The organism is Salinispora pacifica DSM 45544, assembly GCF_000378845.1.
Taxonomy (GTDB): domain Bacteria; phylum Actinomycetota; class Actinomycetes; order Mycobacteriales; family Micromonosporaceae; genus Micromonospora; species Micromonospora pacifica.
This window is the reverse complement of the sequence record NZ_KB905359.1, coordinates 162,599-182,793: the sequence shown is the minus strand read 5'-3', so window position 1 is coordinate 182,793 and position 20,195 is coordinate 162,599. Positions and strand designations below refer to the sequence as shown.

Annotated in this window: 18 protein-coding genes and 1 pseudogene; 10 read left to right on the top strand and 9 right to left on the bottom strand. The window is 69.2% G+C overall.

The features are described from left to right. Window positions 1–7: 7 nt before the first annotated feature. The gene (gene hsaA / locus SALPAC3_RS0100695; RefSeq protein ID WP_018219340.1) at window positions 8–1,180 is read right to left on the bottom strand and encodes a 3-hydroxy-9,10-secoandrosta-1,3,5(10)-triene-9,17-dione monooxygenase oxygenase subunit; all 1,173 of its coding nucleotides are present in this window, start codon (window positions 1,178–1,180) and stop codon (window positions 8–10) included. Between the two features lie 123 nt (window positions 1,181–1,303). Here hsaA and SALPAC3_RS0100690 point away from each other — a divergent pair, with 123 nt between their 5' ends. From SALPAC3_RS0100690 to SALPAC3_RS0100680, 3 genes are read left to right on the top strand one after another with little or no spacing between them, the layout of a single operon-like run. Next, a complete protein-coding gene (locus SALPAC3_RS0100690; RefSeq protein ID WP_018219339.1) occupies window positions 1,304–2,437 on the top strand; it encodes a 3-ketosteroid-9-alpha-monooxygenase, oxygenase component in 1,134 nt (377 codons plus the stop codon). Further along, window positions 2,434–2,697, top strand: coding sequence for a hypothetical protein (locus tag SALPAC3_RS0100685; protein WP_018219338.1), 264 nt, complete (start codon window positions 2,434–2,436; stop codon window positions 2,695–2,697). Before SALPAC3_RS0100690 ends, SALPAC3_RS0100685 begins: the two co-directional genes overlap by 4 nt. Beyond that, the gene (locus tag SALPAC3_RS0100680; protein WP_018219337.1) at window positions 2,697–3,683 is read left to right on the top strand and encodes a ferredoxin--NADP reductase; all 987 of its coding nucleotides are present in this window, start codon (window positions 2,697–2,699) and stop codon (window positions 3,681–3,683) included. The genes SALPAC3_RS0100685 and SALPAC3_RS0100680 overlap by 1 nt, the downstream gene beginning before the upstream one ends. A gap of 53 nt (window positions 3,684–3,736) precedes the next feature. Here SALPAC3_RS0100680 and SALPAC3_RS0100675 read toward each other — a convergent pair whose 3' ends face one another. Further along, window positions 3,737–5,329 (bottom strand): FAD-binding protein, encoded by a 1,593-nt coding sequence (locus SALPAC3_RS0100675; RefSeq protein WP_018219336.1) that lies wholly within the window; start codon window positions 5,327–5,329, stop codon window positions 3,737–3,739. 109 nt (window positions 5,330–5,438) lie between these two features. Here SALPAC3_RS0100675 and kstD point away from each other — a divergent pair, with 109 nt between their 5' ends. Together kstD and SALPAC3_RS0100665 are read left to right on the top strand one after the other, a co-directional pair. Then, window positions 5,439–7,112 (top strand): 3-oxosteroid 1-dehydrogenase, encoded by a 1,674-nt coding sequence (gene kstD, locus SALPAC3_RS0100670; RefSeq protein WP_018219335.1) that lies wholly within the window; start codon window positions 5,439–5,441, stop codon window positions 7,110–7,112. Next, entirely contained in the window at window positions 7,112–7,942 is an 831-nt protein-coding gene (locus SALPAC3_RS0100665) for a MaoC/PaaZ C-terminal domain-containing protein (RefSeq protein ID WP_018219334.1), read from the top strand. The genes kstD and SALPAC3_RS0100665 overlap by 1 nt, the downstream gene beginning before the upstream one ends. A 3-nt stretch (window positions 7,943–7,945) precedes the next feature. Here the strand turns inward: SALPAC3_RS0100665 and SALPAC3_RS0100660 are convergent, their stop codons facing one another. From SALPAC3_RS0100660 to SALPAC3_RS0100650, 3 genes are all read right to left on the bottom strand, one after another. Then, window positions 7,946–9,088: an acyl-CoA dehydrogenase family protein gene (locus tag SALPAC3_RS0100660; RefSeq protein ID WP_026185120.1), complete on the bottom strand. Its 1,143-nt coding sequence runs from the start codon at window positions 9,086–9,088 to the stop codon at window positions 7,946–7,948. Beyond that, on the bottom strand, window positions 9,069–10,088 hold the full coding sequence (locus tag SALPAC3_RS0100655) for an acyl-CoA dehydrogenase family protein (RefSeq protein ID WP_018219332.1): 1,020 nt from the start codon (window positions 10,086–10,088) through the stop codon (window positions 9,069–9,071). The genes SALPAC3_RS0100660 and SALPAC3_RS0100655 overlap by 20 nt, the downstream gene beginning before the upstream one ends. A 147-nt stretch (window positions 10,089–10,235) precedes the next feature. After that, window positions 10,236–10,667 (bottom strand): type II toxin-antitoxin system Rv0910 family toxin, encoded by a 432-nt coding sequence (locus SALPAC3_RS0100650; RefSeq protein ID WP_018219331.1) that lies wholly within the window; start codon window positions 10,665–10,667, stop codon window positions 10,236–10,238. A 223-nt stretch (window positions 10,668–10,890) separates the two neighbouring features. Here SALPAC3_RS0100650 and SALPAC3_RS0100645 point away from each other — a divergent pair, with 223 nt between their 5' ends. Genes SALPAC3_RS0100645 through SALPAC3_RS0100635 form a run of 3 tightly spaced genes read left to right on the top strand, consistent with a single transcriptional unit; the run spans window position 10,891 to window position 12,394 of the window. Then, on the top strand, window positions 10,891–11,235 hold the full coding sequence (locus SALPAC3_RS0100645; protein ID WP_018219330.1) for an ArsR/SmtB family transcription factor: 345 nt from the start codon (window positions 10,891–10,893) through the stop codon (window positions 11,233–11,235). Then, window positions 11,232–11,729, top strand: coding sequence for an SRPBCC family protein (locus SALPAC3_RS0100640; RefSeq protein WP_018219329.1), 498 nt, complete (start codon window positions 11,232–11,234; stop codon window positions 11,727–11,729). The genes SALPAC3_RS0100645 and SALPAC3_RS0100640 overlap by 4 nt, the downstream gene beginning before the upstream one ends. Then, complete coding sequence (locus SALPAC3_RS0100635; protein ID WP_018219328.1) at window positions 11,729–12,394, top strand: dihydrofolate reductase family protein; 666 nt, start codon at window positions 11,729–11,731, stop codon at window positions 12,392–12,394. The genes SALPAC3_RS0100640 and SALPAC3_RS0100635 overlap by 1 nt, the downstream gene beginning before the upstream one ends. Window positions 12,395–12,436: 42 nt before the next feature. On the opposite strand, the gene SALPAC3_RS0100630 is transcribed toward SALPAC3_RS0100635, so the two are convergent. Continuing rightward, entirely contained in the window at window positions 12,437–14,380 is a 1,944-nt protein-coding gene (locus SALPAC3_RS0100630; protein ID WP_018219327.1) for a cellulase family glycosylhydrolase, read from the bottom strand. Between the two features lie 216 nt (window positions 14,381–14,596). On the opposite strand from SALPAC3_RS0100630, the gene SALPAC3_RS0100625 reads away from it, so the two are divergent. Then, window positions 14,597–15,148, top strand: coding sequence for a DUF5872 domain-containing protein (locus SALPAC3_RS0100625; protein WP_018219326.1), 552 nt, complete (start codon window positions 14,597–14,599; stop codon window positions 15,146–15,148). Window positions 15,149–15,260: 112 nt separating this feature from the next. Here the strand turns inward: SALPAC3_RS0100625 and SALPAC3_RS0100620 are convergent, their stop codons facing one another. Next, on the bottom strand, window positions 15,261–17,429 hold the full coding sequence (locus SALPAC3_RS0100620; protein ID WP_018219325.1) for a carbohydrate-binding module family 20 domain-containing protein: 2,169 nt from the start codon (window positions 17,427–17,429) through the stop codon (window positions 15,261–15,263). Window positions 17,430–17,652: 223 nt separating this feature from the next. Between SALPAC3_RS0100620 and SALPAC3_RS25190 the strand changes: the two are divergent. After that, a pseudogene (locus SALPAC3_RS25190) lies at window positions 17,653–18,128 on the top strand (serine hydrolase domain-containing protein). Window positions 18,129–18,153: 25 nt separating this feature from the next. On the opposite strand, the gene SALPAC3_RS0100610 reads toward SALPAC3_RS25190, so the two are convergent. Together SALPAC3_RS0100610 and SALPAC3_RS0100605 are read right to left on the bottom strand one after the other, a co-directional pair. After that, window positions 18,154–18,825 (bottom strand): response regulator transcription factor, encoded by a 672-nt coding sequence (locus SALPAC3_RS0100610; RefSeq protein WP_018219323.1) that lies wholly within the window; start codon window positions 18,823–18,825, stop codon window positions 18,154–18,156. Further along, window positions 18,813–20,102, bottom strand: a complete 1,290-nt coding sequence (locus SALPAC3_RS0100605) for a sensor histidine kinase (protein WP_018219322.1) — start codon at window positions 20,100–20,102, stop codon at window positions 18,813–18,815. The genes SALPAC3_RS0100610 and SALPAC3_RS0100605 overlap by 13 nt, the downstream gene beginning before the upstream one ends. Window positions 20,103–20,195 lie beyond the last annotated feature (93 nt).

The window sequence follows — 20,195 nt, the reverse complement described above, 5'->3', positions numbered from 1 at the left end:
GGCGTCCTCACACCATCGCATCCGCGATGGACAGGCCGAACTCGCCGCTGCCGTACATGGACAGGGCACGTTCGGGATCGTTGATGGCGTGTACCCGGCCGGCGTGTGCGTCGCGCCAGAAGCGCTGGATCGGGTGGCTCGTGTAGATCGCCCGACCACCGGAGTTCTCGAAGAGCCGGTCCGCGGCCTGGATCGCCAGTTCCGTACCCCGGACCTGGTTGCGACGCGCCCGCAGGCGCAGCCGCATCGGCAGCTTCTCCCCCGCCGTGACCAGCCCCATCAGCTCGCCCATGTCGGCGGTGAGGGTGAGCCAGGCCGCGTCCACGTCGGCAGCCGCCCGGGCGACCCGCACCTGCGAGTACGGGTCCTCGGCGGCCCGAACCCCGGCGTAGGCGGCGCGGACCCGCTCCCGCATGTGGCGCACGTGCGCCTCGTACATCCCGGTCGCCATCCCGATGATCGGGGCGGTGATCGTGTACGGGAAGATCGAGCCGTACGGGATCCGGTAGAGCGGCCCGGGGTTGCGCTCCTGACCGGGGCAGACGCACCGAGCCGTGTCGCCGAAGCTGAGCGATCGATACGCCGGGACGAACGCGTCGGAGACGACGATGTCGTTACTACCGGTGCCCCGCAGCCCGATCGTGTGCCAGACATCCTCGATCGTGTAGTCGGCCGCGGGGAGCAGGAACGTGCGGAAGTCGGCGGGGCTGTCGTCCTGGCCGGGCACGATGCCACCGAGCAGGACCCAGGTGGCGTGGTCGCATCCGGACGAGAAGCTCCACCGTCCACTCACCCGGTATCCCCCGTCGACTTCTTGGATCTTGCCGGTGGGGGCGTAGGAGGAGGACATCAGGGTGCTGGGGTCAGCGCCCCAGACGTCCTGCTGGGCCCGTTCGGGGAAGAGGGCCAGCTGCCAGTTGTGCACCCCGATCACCGATGCGACCCAGCCGGTCGATCCGCAGGCGCCGGCGATGTCGCGGACGCAGCTGAAGAAGACCGTCGGGTCGGCCTCAAGCCCGCCACACCAGACCGGCTGCAGCAGCCGGAAGAAGCCGGTGGAGGCCAGTGATTTGAGGTGCTCGGCGGAGAGTGTCCGGCGATCCTCTGTCTCCTGGGCCGCCTCCCGCAGGACGGGTAACAGCTCCCGCACCCCCCGTGCGACCAGTTCGGCGCCCTCCATGAGATCCCCTCCGGTGGCTTGGCTGAGGAACGTGACGATCCCTATAATAGAACACGTTCTACTTGACGGCTACTACGCGACCAGCGGGACCTTTAACACGTTCCATCACAACTGAGGAGCGACATGACCAATGTCGAGGCAGTACGCACGATCGACAGCGGGGTTCTGCCCACCAGATTTGCCCGCGGCTGGCACTGCCTGGGCCTGGCCGACTCGTTCCGCGACGGCAAACCGCACGCCGTCGAGGCGTTCGGCACCAAACTCGTGGTTTTCGCCGACTCGACCGGCACCCTGCACGTGCTCGACGGGTACTGCCGCCACATGGGCGGCGATCTGACGATGGGCACGATCAAGGGCGACGAGATAGCCTGCCCGTTCCACGACTGGCGCTGGCGCGGGGACGGTCGCTGCACCGCGGTGCCGTACGCCCATCGCGTTCCGCCCCGCGCCCGTACCCGCTCCTGGCCCACCTGTGAGGAGAACCGCCAACTGTTCATCTGGAACGACCCACAGGGTGCTCCGCCATCGCCGTCCGCGGCGATCCCACACATCGACGCCGCATTCTCTCCCGAGTGGACCAGCTGGACCTGGGACTCCATCCGGATCGATGGCGCCAACTGCCGCGAGGTCATCGACAATGTTGTCGACATGGCGCACTTCTTCTACATCCACTTCGCGTTCCCGACGTTTTTCAAGAACGTGTTCGAGGGCCAGGTAGCCGCGCAGTACCTGCAGACCCGGCCCCGGCCGGACGTACCGACCGCCACCCGACAGTCCGGGGAGGCGACGCTCCGCTCGGAAGCCGCCTACTACGGCCCCTCCTACATGATCGACTACCTCTTCAACGACTACCACGGCATCGAGATGGAGTCCGTGCTGATCAACTGCCACTACCCCATCTCGGCCAACTCGTTCATGCTGCAGTGGGGCATCATCGTCAAACAACTACCCGGCCTCACCGCCGCGCAGGCCGACAAGGCGGCGGCGAAGTTCGCGGCCGGGATCGGGGTCGGCTTCCAGCAGGACGTGGAGATCTGGAAGCACAAGAGCCGGGTCGACAACCCGCTCCTCTGCGCCGAGGACGGCCCGGTGTACCAACTCCGCCGCTGGTACGAGCAGTTCTACGTGGACGTTGAGGAGGTCACCGAAGACATGGTGGCCCGCTACGAGTTCGAGGTCGACACCAGCAGGGCTGTCGAAACCTGGACCGCCGAGGTGGCGGCCAACCTCGATCGACAAGCCGACTCCGCGTCATGAACCGCACCGACCCGCCCACCGAGCGGCAGGAGTATCTGATCGGCGGCTATGTGGAGCTGTCCTGCGCCCGCTGCGCCGCCCAGGTCCGGGTACGCAAGTCGAGCCCGCAGCAGACCAGCGTGCAATGGAGCACCAAGGCCACCCGCCGATGCCCCGCGCTGACCAGCGGCGAACAGCGGCACGCACCGGTGCCCACCTGCCCCGACCTGCGCACGAGCATTCAGCACGCGGTGCGTACCGGAAGCCTGGGGGTGGCGTGATGTACCACCGGCTGCGCGTCATCGACGTGATCGAGGAGACGCCCGATGCGCACTCCCTGGTCCTGCGCGTGCCACCCGAGCTGACCACCGAATTCGCCTACCGCCCCGGCCAGTACCTCACCGTCCGCGTGCCGCACGGCCGGGGAATCGTGGCCCGCTGCTACTCGTTGTCCAGCGCTCCGTACACCGAGACGGACCTGAAGATCACCGTCAAACGGGTACCCGGCGGGCCGGCATCGAACTGGATCTGCGACGACATCCGTGCCGGAGCCAGCCTGGAGCTCATGCCACCGGCTGGCTCGTTCACCCCCGACTCGCTCGACGGCGACCTACTCCTGCTCGCCGGCGGCAGCGGCATCACCCCGGTGATGTCCATCATCAAGTCCGTACTCGCGGCCGGTCGCGGCCGGCTTGCCCTGCTGTACGCGAACCGCGACCAGCACTCGATCATCTTCGCCACCGAACTGGCCACGCTGAGCGAGCTACACGGCGACCGGCTGAGCGTGACCCACTGGCTGGACAGCGAACGCGGCACCCCAGATCCCGCCACGCTGGCAAACCTGATCAGCCCTTATGCCGGGTGGGAGACCTACGTCTGCGGTCCGGCGCCCTTCGTCGTGGTAGCCCAGGACACGCTACGGCGCGCTGCCGTGCCGGCTGACCGCATCCAGGTCGAACGCTTCGAGGTCGAGCGGCGCACGGCTGACGACCGCGACGCCACCCTCGAAGTGGAACTCGACGGCCAGACCCACCGACTGCCCTGGCCGGCCGGCGTCCGCCTGCTGGACGTGCTGATCGCAGCCGGGCTGAACGCACCGTTCTCCTGCCGCCAGGGCCAGTGCGGCGCCTGCGCCTGCCGACTGCTGGACGGTCAGGTCGACCTCGCGCACAACGAGATCCTGGAGGAGGAAGACTTCGCCGACGGCTACATCCTCGCCTGCCAGGCCGTCGCCCGGAGCGACGAGGTGTCGGTCACCTACTACTGACCAGTCACCAATCGCCGTCCCGGTCCCGAGCGGCGGTTGGCGTGACCCGGCCGTCAGTCGCCGCGCTTCTGGCCCCGGATCGCCGCGCTTCGGCCCGCCCGACGGCCCGAGAAGACACAGTCGGCCAACGACAGCCCACTGACGTAGTTACGGGAGCAGATGCCCACCGCGGTACGGCCGGCGGCGTACAGGCCGGGTACACCCGCGCCGTCGGTGCCCAGGGCCTGCCCGGTCTCCTCGTCCACCCGGAGGCCACCGAGGGTGAGCATGGGTGCGGGCGCGAAGAGCCGGGCCCGCACCGAGACATCGACCAGCGAGTACGGCGGGACGGCCAGGGGCCGAACCTGGTCGACGGGCTTGCCGGCCGGGTCGGGGCCAGCCGCCTGATAGGCCGTCAGGGTCTCGACCAGCTGCTCGGGATTCACTCCGGCGCGGCGGGCGACCGCCGCTGGTGTCGCCCCGGTGACCTGGCCAAAGGTCAGCAGCCACCGGGCCTGCAAGCGCTGGAACCACAGCGTCTGGGCCCGCAGCTGCCGGCGGCACTCAGCGCGCAACGCGCCGTCGAGCAGCAGCCAGGCCCGCGCGCCCGGCGCGCGCAGGATCGCCTCGCCGACGGCCGCGCCGTAGCGGGACTCGTCGCAGAGCCGTCGGCCATCCCGGTCGACGAGCAGGCCGCCGAGCATCGCCGCGGGCGGGGCCAGGAATCGCCAGATGCTCATCCGGTCAAGGTGGTCGGTGGCTGCGCCAGCCGCCACGCCGAGCCGGATCCCGGAGCCGTCGTCACCGGGCGTGCCCAGCCGCAGCCCACCGCGGTACTCCGGCGCGTGGGTACGAAGCAGTTCGCGGTCGAAGACGAAGCCGCCGGCGCAGAGCACGACACCGCCGGCCGCCCGGACCCGCAGCCGACGGCCGTACCGCCGCTCCAGCCAGGCGACTGGCCGGTGCAGCGCGCGCCCCAGGGCCGGCAGGTAGACACCGGGCCGGACCGAGCAACGGTGCAGGAGACGGTGGGCGAGCCGAACCCAGCGGGCGGCACCGTGCAGGGTCCGGCACTCGACTCCGGTGATGCGGCCGTCGGGGCCGGTGACGAGCCGCTCGGCCCGGGTCTGCGCGCGCAGCTCGACGCCCCGGTCGCGGGTGGCAGCGGCGAGCCGGGCCGCGAACAACCGACCGGAGGTGCCGCGGGCGTGCACCCGGTGGCCGCGTGGGGCAGGTGGTGCCCGGTGGGCGAAGGACGGCTCACTCCCGGAGTAGTACAGGTAGTGGCGATCGGTTGGATATGAGGTCTTGTATGGACAGAGACTCGCCTCGAAGGGTACGCCGAGGCCGGCCAACCAGTCGATCGCGTCGGCGCTCTGCTCGCAGAACCGACGCAGGGTCGCGGGAGAGACGGTGTCGCCGACCTCCTCGCGCAGGTAGTCCAGCATCGCCTGGGGGGTGTCGGTGACCCCGGCCGCACACTGCTGCTGGGTGCCGCCGCCGGCATAGATCACCCCACCGGACATCGCGGTGGTGCCGCCGCCGGAGAAGCGGTCGAGCACCAGGACGTGCGCTCCCGCGTCGGCCGCCTCGACCGCGGCGCAGGCCCCGGCCGCGCCGAAGCCGACCACCACGACGTCGGCCGTCTGGTCCCACTCCTCGGTCACCGCGCCTCCGTGGTGTTCCGCAGATCAACGTGGTCGGCTGCGCCGACCACGAGGCGGACACCGTCGCCGATCGGTGGTGGCGAGCCGGATAAAACTATAACCTGTTCTCGTGTCGATATCGGAACGGGAGTTCGATGTGGTCGTCGTCGGCAGCGGCGGCGCCGGCATGGTCGCGGCACTCACCGCGGCGCACCGGGGGTTGAGCGCGGTCGTGCTGGAAAAGGCCGGGACATACGGCGGTTCCACCGCCCGCTCCGGCGGCGGGCTCTGGCTTCCCGGCAACGAGGTGCTCGCCCGGGCTGGGGTCGCCGACCGGCCCGAAGACGCGCGCACCTACCTGGCGTACGTCGCCGGCGCCGACGCCACTCCGGCCCGGCAGCACGCGTTCCTCGCCACCGCACCGGAGGTGGTCGCCTTCGTCCGCGACCACACCCCACTCGACTTCGCCTGGGTGCCCGGCTATCCGGACTACTACCCCGAAGCTCCCGGTGGGCTTCCGGGCGGGCGCAGCATCGAGCCACTCCTGCTCGACACCCGGTTGGTCCGAGCTGACCTCGCGACCTTGGCCGCGCCCTACAAGGCAGCGCCGAAGGGGGTGGCGGTCACCCAGGTCGACTACCGGTGGCTGTCGCTGGGCCTCCGACATCCGCGGGCGATCCGCACCGTGGCCCGGCTCGCCGCCCGCGGCCTGGGCGCCCGGATCCGGCGCCGGCAGCTACTCACCATGGGCCAGGCGCTCGCCGCCGGGCTCCGCGCCGGCCTGCGCAACGCCGGCGTCCCGGTCCGGCTCAACACGCCGATGACCGACCTGCTCATCGAACGGGGCCGGGTCACCGGGGTTACCGCCCAGCAGACCGGCGCCCCGATGCTGTTCCACGCCCGACGAGGTGTACTGCTGGCCAGCGGCGGGTTTGAGCACAACCAGTCGATGCGCCAGGAGCACCAGGCGGGGATCGGCACGGAGTGGACCACTGGCGCGGTCACCAACACGGGGGACGGCATCGAGGCGGGCAAACGGCTCGGTGCCGCCCTCGAGCTGATGGACGAGGCCTGGTGGGGGCCGTCGATTCCGCTCCCCGGCGGGCCCTACTTCTGCCTCGCCGAGCGCAACCAGCCCGGCTGCCTCATGGTTGATGCCAACGGCCGGCGCTTCGTCAACGAGGCGGCCCCCTACGTGGACGCGGTGCACGCCATGCGCAGCCCGGGGGTCGACCAACCGGCGTGGCTGGTGGCCGACCAAACCTACCGGGACCGCTACCTGTTCGGCGGCCGGGCCCCACGCTCCGCGCTACCACGGCGCTGGTTCACCTCGGGGGCAGCGCACCGCGCCGACACCCTGGACGACCTGGCCAACCAGATCGGAGTGCCCACGGCCGCGTTGACCGGCACCGTGCGCCGGTTCAACGAGTTCGCGCAGCGCGGTCGGGACGACGACTTCCACCGCGGGGACTCAGCCTACGACCGCTACTACGGCGACCCGCGGCATCGGCCCAACCCGTGCCTGGGCACCGTGGCCCGGCCCCCGTTCTACGCGTTCCGCATGGTCCCCGGTGACCTGGGCACCAAGGGCGGCCTGCGGACCGATGAACGGGCCCGGGTGCTGCGCCCGGACGGCACGGTCGTACCCGCGCTGTACGCGGCGGGCAACGTCAGCGCCTCGGTGATGGGGCGCAGCTACGCCGGCGCCGGTGCGACCCTCGGCCCGGCGCTCGTCTTCGGCTACCTGGCCGCACTCGACCTGGCCACGACGGCCGCCACCCCCACCCCCCTCCAGGAGGACTGATGCCCATCGACCCCGCCGTCGCCGTCGGCGCCGAACTTCCCGGCCGGGACCTGAGCTGGGACAGCACCGACGTACTGCTGTACCACCTGGCCGTCGGAGCTGGCCCCGACGAGCTGTCCTACGTCTACGAGGGCGCGCTGCGTGGCGTCCTGCCCACCTTCGCCACGGTGGCCACCACCCTGCGGGACACCGAGCCGCCCACGCTGACCATGCCCGGTATCGACATTGATCTGGCCCAGGTCGTCCACGGCCGGCAGGAGCTCGAACTCCACCAGCCGATCCCGGCGAAGGGCAGCTGTGCGGCTCGCTCCCGGATCGTCGCCGTGTATGACAAGGGCAGCGCGGCGGTCATCGTCACCGAGACCAGCACCGAGCTGTTCACCAGTCGGATCAGCATCTTCGTCAAGGGTGCGGGCGGTTTCGGCGGAGAGCGGGGGCCGACCACCCGGGTGCCGGTGCCCGACCGGGCACCGGACGCGGTGGTGCTCTCCCCCACCGATGCGCGGCAGGCCCTCTGGTACCGGCTCTGCGGCGATCGCAACCCGCTGCACGTCGACCCGACCTTCGCCGCCCACGCCGGGTTCCCCCGGCCGATTCTGCACGGGCTCTGCACATACGGAATCGTGGCGAAGGCGGCGGTCGACGCCCTGCTCGACGGCGATCCGGAACGGGTGGCCGGCTACCAGGCCCGCTTCGCGGGAGTCGTCTTCCCTGGCGAAACCCTGCGCACCGAGATGTGGCGGGAAGACGGTCAGCTGGTGCTGCGCGCCTCGGTTGCCGACCGGGACGACGCCCCGGCCCTCTCCGACGTGAGCCTCACCCTCCGCTGAGGGCTAGCGCGGCACGCGAGGCAACCCGAGCCCGGCAGACGCGATCAGTTCCCGCTGGATCTCGTTGACCCCACCGCCGAAGGTCAGCACGAGGTTCCGCTTGACCTGGACGTCAAGCCAGGTCAACAGCTCTGCCGTCGCCGGGTCGGCGGGGTCGCCGCGGCGCCACACGACCTCCTCCAACTCCTGGCTGAGCCGCAGCAGCCACTCCGACGAGAAGACCTTGGTGACCGAGGCGTCCGCCGCATTGGGTTCGTCCCCGGTCGCCGACCAGTTGAGCAGTTCGTTGATCCGCTGGCAGGCGGCGACGCGAGCGAGGACACGTCGCACATCGGGGGCTTCGAGCAGGCTCCTCGAGTACGCCCAGTCGTGTACCCGTTCGCCGACGGCACCGAGCCGGCCGGCCGGGCCCAGCATCACCCGCTCGTGATTGAGCTGCGTGGTCAGCAGTCGCCAGCCGTCGTTCTCGGCACCCACGCGCCGGGCCACCGGCACTCGCACCCCAGTCAGATAGACCGTGTTGACGTGGTGCGCCCCATCGCACGTGATAATCGGCGTCCACGAATAGCCGGGATCTTTCGTATCCACGATGAGGATGGAGAGGCCGTGGTGCCGGGGCGCGCCCGGGTCGGTGCGACAGGCGAGCCAGAGGTAGTCCGCCGCGTGCGCCCCGGTGGTGAGAGTCTTCTGACCGTCTACCACGTAGGCGTCCCCGTCGCGTACCGCTCGGGTCCGCAGCGCGGCGAGGTCGGTGCCGGCCTCGGGCTCGGTGTAGCCGATCGCGAAGTGCAGCTCCCCGGCCAGGATGCGGGGCAGGAAGAACTCCTGCTGCTCGGGCGAGCCGTGGGCGAGCAGCGTCGGCGCCACGGTCTGCAGGGTGACCGCGGGCAGCGGAACGTCGGCACGGGCTGCCTCGTTGACGAAGATCTGCTGCTCCACCGGGCCGAGCCCCCCGCCGCCGAACCGGGTCGGGAAACCCAGGCCCAGCCAGCCGTCCCGGCCGAGTCGACGGATCAGTTCGCGGTAGACCACGCCGTGCCGCTCGCGCAGCAGAATGGCGCGCTCCGCTGGTGGCAGCACCTCGGCGAGGTACGTGCGCAGCCGCGCCCGCAGCGCGTGCTGCTCCTCAGTCAAATCGATGTACACCATGGGCTCCCAGTTGGTGCAGGCAGTACTCGGTGCCGCCAAGGTGCCGGACCAGGTCCCGGACCAGGGCGGTGTGGCGGTGTAGCGGGTAGTCGGCGACCAGCCCCAGCCCCCCGTGCAGGTGGTGGCAGGTACGCAGCGCCGGCTGGGCGATGCTGCTCAGCCAGTACGCTGCGGTCCACCCGTCGGCGTCCTGGCCCACCTCGGCACCCCAACTTGCGGCGAGCGCCGCCAGATGCATGGTGCGAGCGGCGACGTACACATCGGCGATCTGCTGGGCGACCGCCTGGAAGGTGGCGAGCGGACGGTCGAACTGCTGCCGGTCTCGCACGTGGTCGGCGGTCAGCTGTAAGGCACCGGCCAGCGCGCCGTCGCCCAGCGCACAGGCTCCGGCGACCGCGAACCGGCGCAGCTCGATCTCGGCGTCACCGAGGGGCTCCGCAGCGGCCCCCTCGAGCCGCAACGTGAACTCGTCGGCCCCGGCCGAGGTCGGGGTGCGCAGCAGCGTCACCCCCGGCGCGGTTGGATCGATCAGGGCGACCGTCGGCCCGCCCCCGCGCACTCGCACCGGAACCAGAACCCGGTAGGCCGCCTCAGCGTCCGGAACCGGACCGCAGGCACCGGTGATCCGCCAGCCGTCGGTGACCGGCAGCGGCGCCCCCAGGGCAGCCGTCAGAACCCGCCCCTCGAGCACGCCCGACAGCAGCTCGCGTTGCTGCTCGGGACTGCCCGCCCGGGCCACCGGGAGGACACCGAGCGAGAGCGTGGACCAGGCGGGAACCCGGGCGGCGCGCCGCCCGATCTCGGTGAGCAGCACGCCAGTTGCCATCGCGCCCAGTCCAGCGCCGCCCAACCGCTCCGGCACAGCGAGGCCGAGCAGGCCGGACTGACCGAGGGCCTTCCACAGGCGCTCCGGCGTACCCTCGCTGTCGCTCAGCACCTCGTCAGCGAGACGAACGATCGACTGCTGGGAATCGTCGAGCTCAAAGTTCGGTCCCATTTTCCTATTAGAACACGTTTCACTTCGAGTCGACACCTGCCTTTGTTGCCCACCAGGGGCAGGACCCGAATACCAAGACCAGCCACACCGCGATCCCGCACCACAGAACTCACGGAAGCGACGGTGTGGCCGCCCCGGGAAATGACCTCAGTCCAGCAGCGCGACGAGCTTCGCCAACGCCTGCTGACACGCCGTGGTGGCCTGCTTCTGCAACATGCCGTCCATCGCACCTTTCAAGGCCGGGCCGGCAAACTCCATCCCGTAGGTGATGTGCGAGCCCCCGCCGCTCGCCTCGACCGCGATCACCATCTTCGCCTTGACGCCCATCGGGCCGTCGCCCGCCTGCTCGAGGCGCCCCGGCGCCTCCGCCTTCGTCACCCGCCAGGCCATCTCGGCCGGCATGCCCATCAGCTTCACCCGCTGCTGATACGTGGTCCCCTCGCCGAGGGTTTCCGGCACCTCGCCGGCGAAACCCTCGTGCATCGTGTTCCACTCGCCAACCCTCGGCAGGGCCACCACGAGCTTCCAGACCTGCGTCGGATCCGCCTTCGCGTCGGCCTCGACCGTCACTGTAGCCATCGTGACCTCCTCTTCGAGATGAATCTAGAACAGGTTATAACAGGGGCATTGTTTCCACCAGCTTTGATCATGGCGGCACTCCAGCCCGAGAGCACCGGGTCCACCGCCACCAGGTTCACCCGGCCGCCGTCACCGCCCCCGGCCGGCGTCCGCTGGGAGCCGCCCGGCCAGGACACCCTCCCCGCCAACTTGACGCATGCCGTTATGGGAATATGATGGCGTCATGGCGCGAGCAGCAACGACATCGGACGCGTTCAACGCGATCGCGGAGCCGCAGCGTCGAGACATCCTCGGGCTACTGCGGGCCGGTGAATGGCCAGTGACCGACCTGGCCCAGGAACTGGGGATGAGCCAGCCGCAGGCCTCCAAGCATCTGCGGGTACTCCGGGAGGTGGGGTTGGTGCGGGTTCGCGGGGTGGGCAAGCAGCGCCGCTACAGCCTGGACGCGGGTGGGCTGCGGCCGGTCCACGAGTGGATCGGCGGATTCGAACAGTTCTGGAACGAGAGTTTCGACCGACTGGACAGCTACGTCCAAGACCTCAAACACGACAGGAGGAACAGCCAGTGACAGGAACCAGGCAAGACGCGCAGCCGGCGACGACGGACCGGGAGATTGTCGTCTCCCGGCTCATCGACGCCCGGCAGGAACTGGTATTCGAGGCGTTCACCGCGGTTGAGCACCTGTCCCGATGGTGGGGCCCGGCCGGGTTCACCACCACCACGTACGCCTTCGAGTTCCACGAAGGCGGAGTCTGGGACTTCGTGATGCACGGACCAGACGGGACCGACTACCCCCAGTGGATCATGTGGACCGAGATCGTCCCACCGAAGCGGATCACGCTGCTGCACGGGGCGTACCGGGACGACCCGGACACCTTCGAATCAATCCTGGACTTCACGCCACACGGCGCCACCACCCGGATCGTCATGCGCAGCATCTTCCCCACCCGACAGCAACGAGACCGGGTTGTGCTGGAGTACCACGCGATCCAGCGCGGCGAGCAGACGCTGGGCAAGCTGGCCGCCTACCTCGCCGAGGTCGCCCGGAAGGGGGCCCGCTGATGCCGGGGAAGGTGTTTGTCAGCATCGGCATGTCGCTCGACGGCTTCAGCGCGCCCGAGTCGATGGAAGGCCTCCTTGCCACGCCCGAACAGCGAGAGCAGGACCCGCGGCTCGACCACTGGATGGCCCAGTGGATGGAGCTTCAGGGGTGGCTCTTCGCGCAGCGGTTCTTCCAGGAACGGCTCCACCTGGGGGAAGGCGGCGAGGAGGGGAGTGACAACGACATCGTCCGGGAGACGTTCGAACGTACCGGGGCAAACATCATGGGCAAGCGCATGTTCGACCTCGGCGAGCACGCGTGGCCGGAGGAGGCGCCCTTCCACGTCCCCGTGTACGTCCTCACCCACGAGCGACGCTCCCCCTGGGAACGGCCCGGCGGGACCACGTTCCACTTCGTCAACGACGGCATTCACCACGCGCTGGATCAGGCCCGCGAAGCCGCCGGAGAGCGGGACATCCGCATCTCCGGCGGCAGCGAGACGGTCCTGGCGTACCTCAACGCGGGCCTGGTCGACGAATTGTCGATCTCGGTCGCACCGGTGCTCTTTGGTGCCGGCACCCGCCTCTTCGAGGGCGTGGACGCGTCCCGGATCGCGCTGAAGCCACTCCATTCGAAGTCGTCGGCCCGGGTGACCCACCTGACCTACACGGTGCACCCACGCTAGCCGCGCAGGTCCTCCCTTCTGGCGGGACCAGATCCACCTGGATCAGCGGGCAGCGCAGGTCTGCCCGGCCGGCGCGGTGCCCGGACCGGTGCCGGTGAAGCCAAACGTGGTCCTACTCCCGGCCGCGAGCTGACCGTTGTACGCCTCGTGCAGCACCACATTCTCGCCACCGGTGAACGTCCACCTGCCGTTCCACAGCGAGGTGATCGCGGTCCCGCCCGGGTCGGTCCAGGCGACCTGCCAGCCGGCGATGGTTACGGTACCGGTGTTTTCCACGGTGACCTCACCCTGGAAACCTCCCGACCACGTATTGATCAGCTGGTACGTAGCGGTGCAGCCGCTGCCTCCGCCACCACCGCCGGGTGGGGTGGTGACGGTGCGGGCCGGGGAGGCGGCGGAGACATTTCCCGCCGCATCCCTGGCCCGCACCGTGAAGGTGTATTCGGTCTCGGCCGCAAGGTCGGTCACCTGGTAGGTGGTGCCGGCGACGGTGGCGACTGTGCTCGGTGGGCCGCCGTTGGTCGCACGTCGTACCTCGTAGCCGACGACCCCGACGTTATCGGTGGACGCGTCCCAGGTCAGGGTGACCGTGGTGGAGGTCAGATCACTGGCCACGGGACGCCCCGGTGCGGTCGGCGCGACAGTGTCGCCACCGCCGCCGGTGTAGCGCTCGGTGAGGCTGATGCCGGTGGTGGAGGCCCCGCCACCGAGGCGTACCTGATGGTCCAGGCTGACGAACTTGCCGTTGTACTGCCAGAGCGCCGGCTTGAGCACCTGTTCGTACTTGACCTCGTCCCAGGTCTGCCAGTCGTGTTGCAGCAGGCCGCCGGTGTCGCCGGAGTTCGGGTTCAGGCACCAGAAGGTGTGGTGGATCCCCTCCTCGGCCATCAGGTCCCGCAGGGCCTGGAGCCACCTGTCCTGCCGTTCGTCCTGCCCGAACCGGCCACCCCACTCGCCGACCAGCAGCGGCGCGGTGCCGTCCTCGTGGAGGTAGAGCCAGTTTGGTCGCCACACGTCGTTGGTCAACGCGGTCTTGTCGAAGTCCTTCTGGAACCACGGCTGCTCGTGCACCAACGGCCCGTAGTCGTGCGGCGAATAGACTAACTGGTCTTGGTGGTCACCCAGATTGATCGGGTGGTCCTTCGCCCCCCGCAGGTTGCCACCCCACCAGTTGTAGTGGTAGTTGGGGCTCTGGTCCGGGTCGGTGTTGGGTGATTCCCAGCTCTCCCCCGGGCGCGGGTAGACCTCGATGCCCTCGCAGAGAATCAACACGTTCGGGTTGATGGCAAGGATCCGATTGCCCGCCGTCTCGCAGGTGTGTTTGAAGTTGTCGATGTCGCTGGTGCTGTCCCACTTGGCCCGGGGCGGGTTGTTCGGGGTACCGTGCGGCTCGTTCTGGATGTCCATCGCGACGATGGTGTCGTTGTGCTGGTACCGAGCGGCGACCCACTCCCAGCCCTGGTAGAACAGCTCCGGGGTGATCTTCCCTTTGTACCACATTGGATAAAAGTGGCCGGAGTTGTCTGCCTCCGCACTGTGCACATCGAGCATGACCTTCAGCCCGTACTTCTCGCAGAGGGCCAGCCAGTGGTCGAAAATCTGCAGGTTGTCCAGGCCCGCCAGCTCCGGGTTGACCGACAGGTTCACGTTCGGCAACACCGTCTGGCCGGCCTTCCACTCCAGCAGCAACTCCGTGGAGATCGGCACCCGTACGATGTTGATTCCGCGCTCGGCCAGCTGCCGCGTGATGGTCTCGATGTTGCCGGCCCAGAGCCCGTGGAAGACCCGTTCGGTGGCGTTGTAGCCAAACCAGTTCGCGCCGGTCAACCACACCTGGTTGCCCAACTCGTCCACGATCTTGTTGCCGTCGGTGTGCAGCCAGTCGGCCGCCGGGGCCGAGACAACCTGCGCCTCCGGCTGGGGTGCGGTGGTGGCGAACGCGGCTGGGGCAACGGCCGCCAGCCCGAGAGCTACGCAGGCCGCCACCGCGGCAGCCGGCAATCGTGATTTCACAGACACGGGAAGCTCCTAGTGGTGATGGTCAACGACTGGGAGCGCTTCCACACATAGATTAAGCTGGCTGTCGACGCAACGGAAGGGAAACTTTCCGTAATCACTGCTTAACGGATCAAGGCGCATCCGGCCCATCGCTCGACCTGGGATGCGGGGCGTAGGGTGTGCCGACACCGGGTAGCCGAGGGCATGGCGCGGTACACCGATCCGAAGCTACGAAGAAGACTCAAAGACGAGATCAAGGCATCCGACAAGGGCGCCCGGCCCGGACAGTGGTCGGCCCGAAAGTCGCAACTGCTGGTCAAGGAGTACGAGAAGCAGGGCGGAGGCTACCAGGGGCCACGAGACGAACGGCAGCGATCCCTGCGACAGTGGGGCCGCGAGAAGTGGCAAACCCGAGAGGGCGGCACCCGGGCGCGGCAGGACGGCGAGACAAAGCGCTACCTGCCCGAACGCGTGTGGAAGGAACTCCCCGAAAAGGAACGCCGCGCCACCGACACCAAGAAACGTAAGGCGTCGAGGAGCGGCCGGCAGTACGTGGCCAACACCGGCCCGGCCAGCCGTACCCGCCGCGACACCACGTCGGTCGACCGGCTACTCGACCTGCGGGTCCCCGACGCGGCGAAACGGCTGACCGGGCTCGACACCCGCCAACTCCGGTCGGCGCTACGGCGCGAACGCGCCGGCAAGAGCCGAAAGACACTGGTCCGCCGAATCGAGGCGGAACTCGCGCGCCGGTAGGGTGCCCACCGCAGGTGGCCAGGCCGGCGCGGCGAGACACCACCGCCCACGGGGCCGTGCCCACCACCAGGGCCCACCCGCGGAGGTAGTCCGAGGGTGAGCCCGGCTGCGGCTAGCGCCAGGTGTCCGTGTTGGTGCGGGTGCCGGTGGTCGGGGTGGTGAAGCTTCGGTTTGACTGGGACTCCCAGGTCACCGAGCCATCCGGATTCTTCTTCACGTACTTGTACTCGATGTGGGTGCTCGGCGGCAGGTCGACGGTCGCCCGCCAGACCGGGTAGTCGGCCGCGGAGAGCGCGATGGCGTTGTCCGGATTCCAGCTGCCCAGTTCCGCGACATTACCGACCACAAAGACGTTCTGCCCGAAGTAGGTGTAGACGGTGGCGTGGAACGAACTGGGGATCGCCGGGGCGGGGATCGAGTCGCCCCGGAAGGTCTCGGTCAGCGCGTACGTACCGGAGGCGGGGGTGGTGAAGCTCCGGTTCTCGCCGGATTCCCAGGTCACGTCTCCCCCGCCGGTCACCTTGATGAACTTGTACTCGACCGCGGTGGACGGGGGCAGGTCGATCGTGCCGCGGTAGGTGTTCCCACCCTGCGGGGTCAGCCGCACCGCGGCGGCCGGGGCCCAGGAGCCGAGCTCGGCGATGCTACCGACGGCGTAGACGTCCTGATCGGCGCTGGGGGTCGCGCTGACCGTGAAGGTCGTGGCGATCTCGTCGGTGGGGTCACCGGTGGGGCTGACCGTCGGCGACGGCGTCGCGCCGGGGCGGGCGTTGACGTGGATGGCGACAGCGTTGTTCGCCGGGATGCTCACGGTGGCCTGACCGCCGGTGACACTCACCGTAGCGCCGGTGCAGCCGCTACCGTCGGCCGCGCCGGAGATGACGTCGCAGTAGGCACCGTCGGCGAGGCCGGTGGCGAAGGTGGCGGTGGCGGTGCCACCGGAGTCGTTGATGCCGATCCAGGCCCGGTCGCCCCGGTGGAAGCCGATCACGTTGTCGTTGACCGCGGTGAAGTCGGCGACGCTCTGGACCAAACGCGCCGCGTTGGCCCAGCCCACCATGCCCTTGATGCCGGTGCTCTGGCTCAGGCAGTTCCAGGCGCCACCGCAGACCGTGTCGGTGACATACCCACCACCGTTGTGTGGCGGGGACTGATTCCGATTCGACCAGGTGAAGCTGTCGAAGACCGACGGTTTGCCGTGCGGGTAGGCCAGCGCGAAGTAGTTGGCGAGCACGTAGTCGGTGCCGTCCTTGTACGACAGCACCACCCCGTCTCGCTCCAGGTCGTGATTGGTGACCATCGAGAAGACGTTGGCACTCGGCGCGTCGAGGTTCCAGTTCGGAATGTTGCCCAACGTCGCGATCGAGCCCTGGAAGGCGGAGCGAATGCCCTTGGCGTACGCGAAGTCGAGCACGTCGCCGTTGCCGATGAACGCCCGGGCCTGAAGGTCAGGGTTGTTGGCGCCGTCGAAGATCTCCTGGGCGACGTAGGGGCGCTTCCCCTCCGCGACGGTGTCGTCCAGCCGGCTGAGGATCGCCGCGAAGTCGTCCTTCCGAATGTGCTTGACCGCGTCCACCCGGAAACCGTCGACGCCGAGGCCGATCAGGTCGTTCAGGTACCCCGCGATCGTGTCGCGCACGTACTCCTTCTCGGTGTAGAGATCGGCCAGGGAGAGCAGCTCGCAGCTGGTCACCTGGGCTACGTTGTCCCAGTCATTGATGGAGCCGTCGGTCGGGCAGTTGTCGCCCGGGCGATGGAAGTCGCCCCCGCCATAGGGAACCGAGGGGTAGCTGTAGCCGGAGAACTCGGTGCCGGCGTAGCCGCGGGTGCCGGGCGGGTTGTTGGTGCCGGCCATGTGGTTGACGATCGCATCCACATAGACGCGCACGCCCGCATCGTGGCAGGTGCTGACCATACCGGCGAACTGCTCCCGGCTACCGAACCGGCTCTCCAGCTGGTACGAGACCGGCTGGTAGACCTCGTACCAGGGGTGCACCCCGTCAGCGCTGTTGGGTAGGTACACCGACTCCTGCGGCGGGGCCACCTGCACCGCGCCGTAGCCGGCGGGGCCGAGGTGGTCGGTGCAGGCGGTGGCGACCGAGTTCCAGTTCCACTGCCACAGGTTGGCGGTCACCTCGCTGTCGTTGAGCACGACTGCGGCGCGGGCGGAGCTGGCGGTGGTCGCGGCGGTGACGACCGCTGTGCCGCCCACCGCGACCAGCGCGGCGGCGAGCACCAGACGGCCGGTGCGGCCAACTGGATGTGGTCTCGCGGTTTCCATGACGGGGACCTCTCGTGCGAAGGGGCGCTCGGCAAGGGCGGACGGCCATCCGGTAGCGAACACGATGCGGCATCTATGAAATAAGTTGCAAGAGTTTTCGGAAACATTCTCGAAACTTCACTGCCCGCCGTCCGGCGACCACCAAGCCACGCACCCGTAGCGCGCTAGGGTGTGCGGCATGGCCCAAGTGGACATAGCAGTACAACAGGGCGACGAGGTCGTCGTGGCCGACTACACAAAGTCCCGCTTCCAGCTCGCCTCGGTCAGCAAGCAGTTCACCGCCGCTGCCCTGCTCCTGCTGGTGGAAGAGGGCACGCTACTCCTCGAGGATCCCATCAGCCGCTGGATCGACGGCTGCCCGGAACAGTGGCGGGACATCACCCTGCACCACCTGCTCAGCCACACCTCCGGCCTCGGCCACTGGGACGACTACCCCATGATTGATCTGGGGCAGCGGGTCCAGCCGAGCGAACTACTGAAAACCTTTCACTCCGTACCGCTGCAATTCCCACCCGGCGCGGGCTGGAGATACAGCAGCCCGGGGTGCGTACTGTTGGCGCAGATCGTCCAACGATCCGCCGACACAGCGCGGGCTACCAGACGTTCGTCGGGCACATTCCGGAACTAGGCCGCCGGTTCGTGGTGCTCAGCAATACCGAGGCGACCACCCCCAGCATCCTGGAGCCGCTGCTCACCTGACGGCGGGCCGGGGAGAGACCCGCCCCTACGAGGGGTACGGCGGGCCCGTGCGTAGGTAGGTGAGGACAGCCAACACCCGGCGATTGGTGTCATCACTGGGCGGCAGCTCAAGCTTGGTCAGGATGTTGCCGACATGCTTGCCGATCGCCGCCTCGGTGATGAAGAGCTTCCCCGCGATCGCCGCGTTGGAGTGACCTTCGGCGATCAGCGCGAGTACCTCGCGTTCGCGGGTGGACAGGGTGGCGAGCGGGTCACGGGGGCGAAGCAACAGCTGCCGTACGACGTCGGGGTCGATGGCTGTTCCGCCAGCCGCCACCCGACGCAGCGTCGCGACGAACTCGGCGACGTCGGCGACCCGGTCCTTGAGCAGATAGCCGACCCGGCGCCCGTCACCACTGTTGAGCAGGGCGGAGGCGTACTCGCTCTGCACGTACTGACTGAGCACCACGACTGCTAGATGCGGCTGTTCCGCACGCAGCGTGACGGCCGCGCGCAGGCCGTCATCCCGGTGCTGGGGCGGCATACGGATATCGGTCACGACCAGGTCCGGCTTCTGGGTGCGGACCGCGTCCAGCAGTGCCGGCACGGAGCCGACGGCAGCGACCACCTCGAAGTCGAACCTGGTCAGCAGGCCGACGAGACCCTCGCGCAGCAGAACCTCATCCTCGGCCAGCACAACCCGGGTCATCGGTGCCATGGCAGCTCCACCCGCAACACGGTGGGGCCACCGGCCGGGCTGGCGAGCAGCAGCCGTCCGTTGACCGCGGCGACCCGGTCGGCGAGGCCGGTCAGGCCGGTGCCCTGGCCGGGGCTGGCGCCGCCGCGGCCGTCGTCTTCGACCTCCACGACGAGTTCCCGGTCGGCCTGGGTCAACCGCACCTCGGCCCGGGTCGCCTGAGCGTGCTGGGCCACGTTGCTGACGGACTCGGAGACCACGAAGTAGGCGGTGGTCTCGACCAGCTCCGGCAGGGGTTGCCGGAGGTCGGCGTGGACGGCGAACGGGACGGTGGTGGCCGCGGCCAGTTCCCGGACGGCACCGGCGAGACCGAGCTCGGCGAGGTGCTGCGGGCGGATGCCCTGCACGATCTGCCGGAGCGTCACCATCAGGGCCTTGGCCTGTCCGTGTGCGATGGCCAGTGGCTTCGCGGCCGGGGAGTCGTCGGGCACGTCGAGCTTCGCCAGGCCGAGCTGGAGGGTGAGGCTGGTCAGCCGGGGCTGGGCCGCGTCGTGCACATCCCGCTCGATCCGGCGGCGTTCGGCCTCGTACGCGTTGACCAGCCGGGTCCGGGAGCGGGTGACCTCCCGCAGCGCCGCCCCGGCCACGGGTCCCCCGAGCAACCGGCGGGCCACGACCGCCTGAACGGCGACGAGCAGCCCGAGCAGGTACCACAACACCGGAATGAACAGCAGGCCCACGACCGCGTACGGGATCGCCTGGCCTGGGGTGTCGACCGTGGTCTGGACGAGGATGACCCGGTCGCTGTCGACGGCCAACCAAGGGCTGGCGATCAGCGTGAGGTCCAGCAGAATGAGCAAAAAGAGCATCCAGTACGCGACCGGCACCGCCCCGCCCAGCCAGCAGAGGTAGGCCACTTCCCGCCACGCCGCTGGGCTGGTGTAGCGGGCGGCCAGACCCCGGAGCCGCGCTCCCGCAAGCGGACGTGGGTCAACCAGGCCGAGCCGCCACCGCTCGAACGGAGCCACCACGGCACTCACGATCGGCGCCAGGGCGAGCAGGGCCAGCCCGGCGACGGTGAGAAATATGATGACGGGAAGCTCCACCGACTGACCCTGCCGCACCGCAGAGACAACCGCCCACAGGGGTACGGCGACAACGAGCAGCCCAGCGAAGAGGGCGCCGGCGATCGGGAGGGTGCCGGCGGCGTACGCCAGGGCACGCCACGGCCAGGATGAGAGCAGGTAGCCACGCCGGCGAAGTGCCGCCACCAGGTGTCGGGGTCGATCCAAGGTCATGCGGCAACGCTAACCAGGACAGATAGGTCGAACCAGCTGCGTACGTGTATTCCTCGGGTATACCCAGCCCTACCTCTGACTGACTGACCAGGC

Coding starts and splice junctions, on each gene's coding strand:
- hsaA (WP_018219340.1), bottom strand. CDS start 1,180: ATGGAGGGCGCCGAACTGGTCGCACGGGGGGTGCGGGAGCTGTTACCC.
- SALPAC3_RS0100690 (WP_018219339.1), top strand. CDS start 1,304: ATGACCAATGTCGAGGCAGTACGCACGATCGACAGCGGGGTTCTGCCC.
- SALPAC3_RS0100685 (WP_018219338.1), top strand. CDS start 2,434: ATGAACCGCACCGACCCGCCCACCGAGCGGCAGGAGTATCTGATCGGC.
- SALPAC3_RS0100680 (WP_018219337.1), top strand. CDS start 2,697: ATGTACCACCGGCTGCGCGTCATCGACGTGATCGAGGAGACGCCCGAT.
- SALPAC3_RS0100665 (WP_018219334.1), top strand. CDS start 7,112: ATGCCCATCGACCCCGCCGTCGCCGTCGGCGCCGAACTTCCCGGCCGG.
- SALPAC3_RS0100655 (WP_018219332.1), bottom strand. CDS start 10,088: ATGGGACCGAACTTTGAGCTCGACGATTCCCAGCAGTCGATCGTTCGT.
- SALPAC3_RS0100650 (WP_018219331.1), bottom strand. CDS start 10,667: ATGGCTACAGTGACGGTCGAGGCCGACGCGAAGGCGGATCCGACGCAG.
- SALPAC3_RS0100645 (WP_018219330.1), top strand. CDS start 10,891: ATGGCGCGAGCAGCAACGACATCGGACGCGTTCAACGCGATCGCGGAG.
- SALPAC3_RS0100635 (WP_018219328.1), top strand. CDS start 11,729: ATGCCGGGGAAGGTGTTTGTCAGCATCGGCATGTCGCTCGACGGCTTC.
- SALPAC3_RS0100625 (WP_018219326.1), top strand. CDS start 14,597: ATGGCGCGGTACACCGATCCGAAGCTACGAAGAAGACTCAAAGACGAG.
- SALPAC3_RS0100620 (WP_018219325.1), bottom strand. CDS start 17,429: ATGGAAACCGCGAGACCACATCCAGTTGGCCGCACCGGCCGTCTGGTG.
- SALPAC3_RS0100610 (WP_018219323.1), bottom strand. CDS start 18,825: ATGGCACCGATGACCCGGGTTGTGCTGGCCGAGGATGAGGTTCTGCTG.
- SALPAC3_RS0100605 (WP_018219322.1), bottom strand. CDS start 20,102: ATGACCTTGGATCGACCCCGACACCTGGTGGCGGCACTTCGCCGGCGT.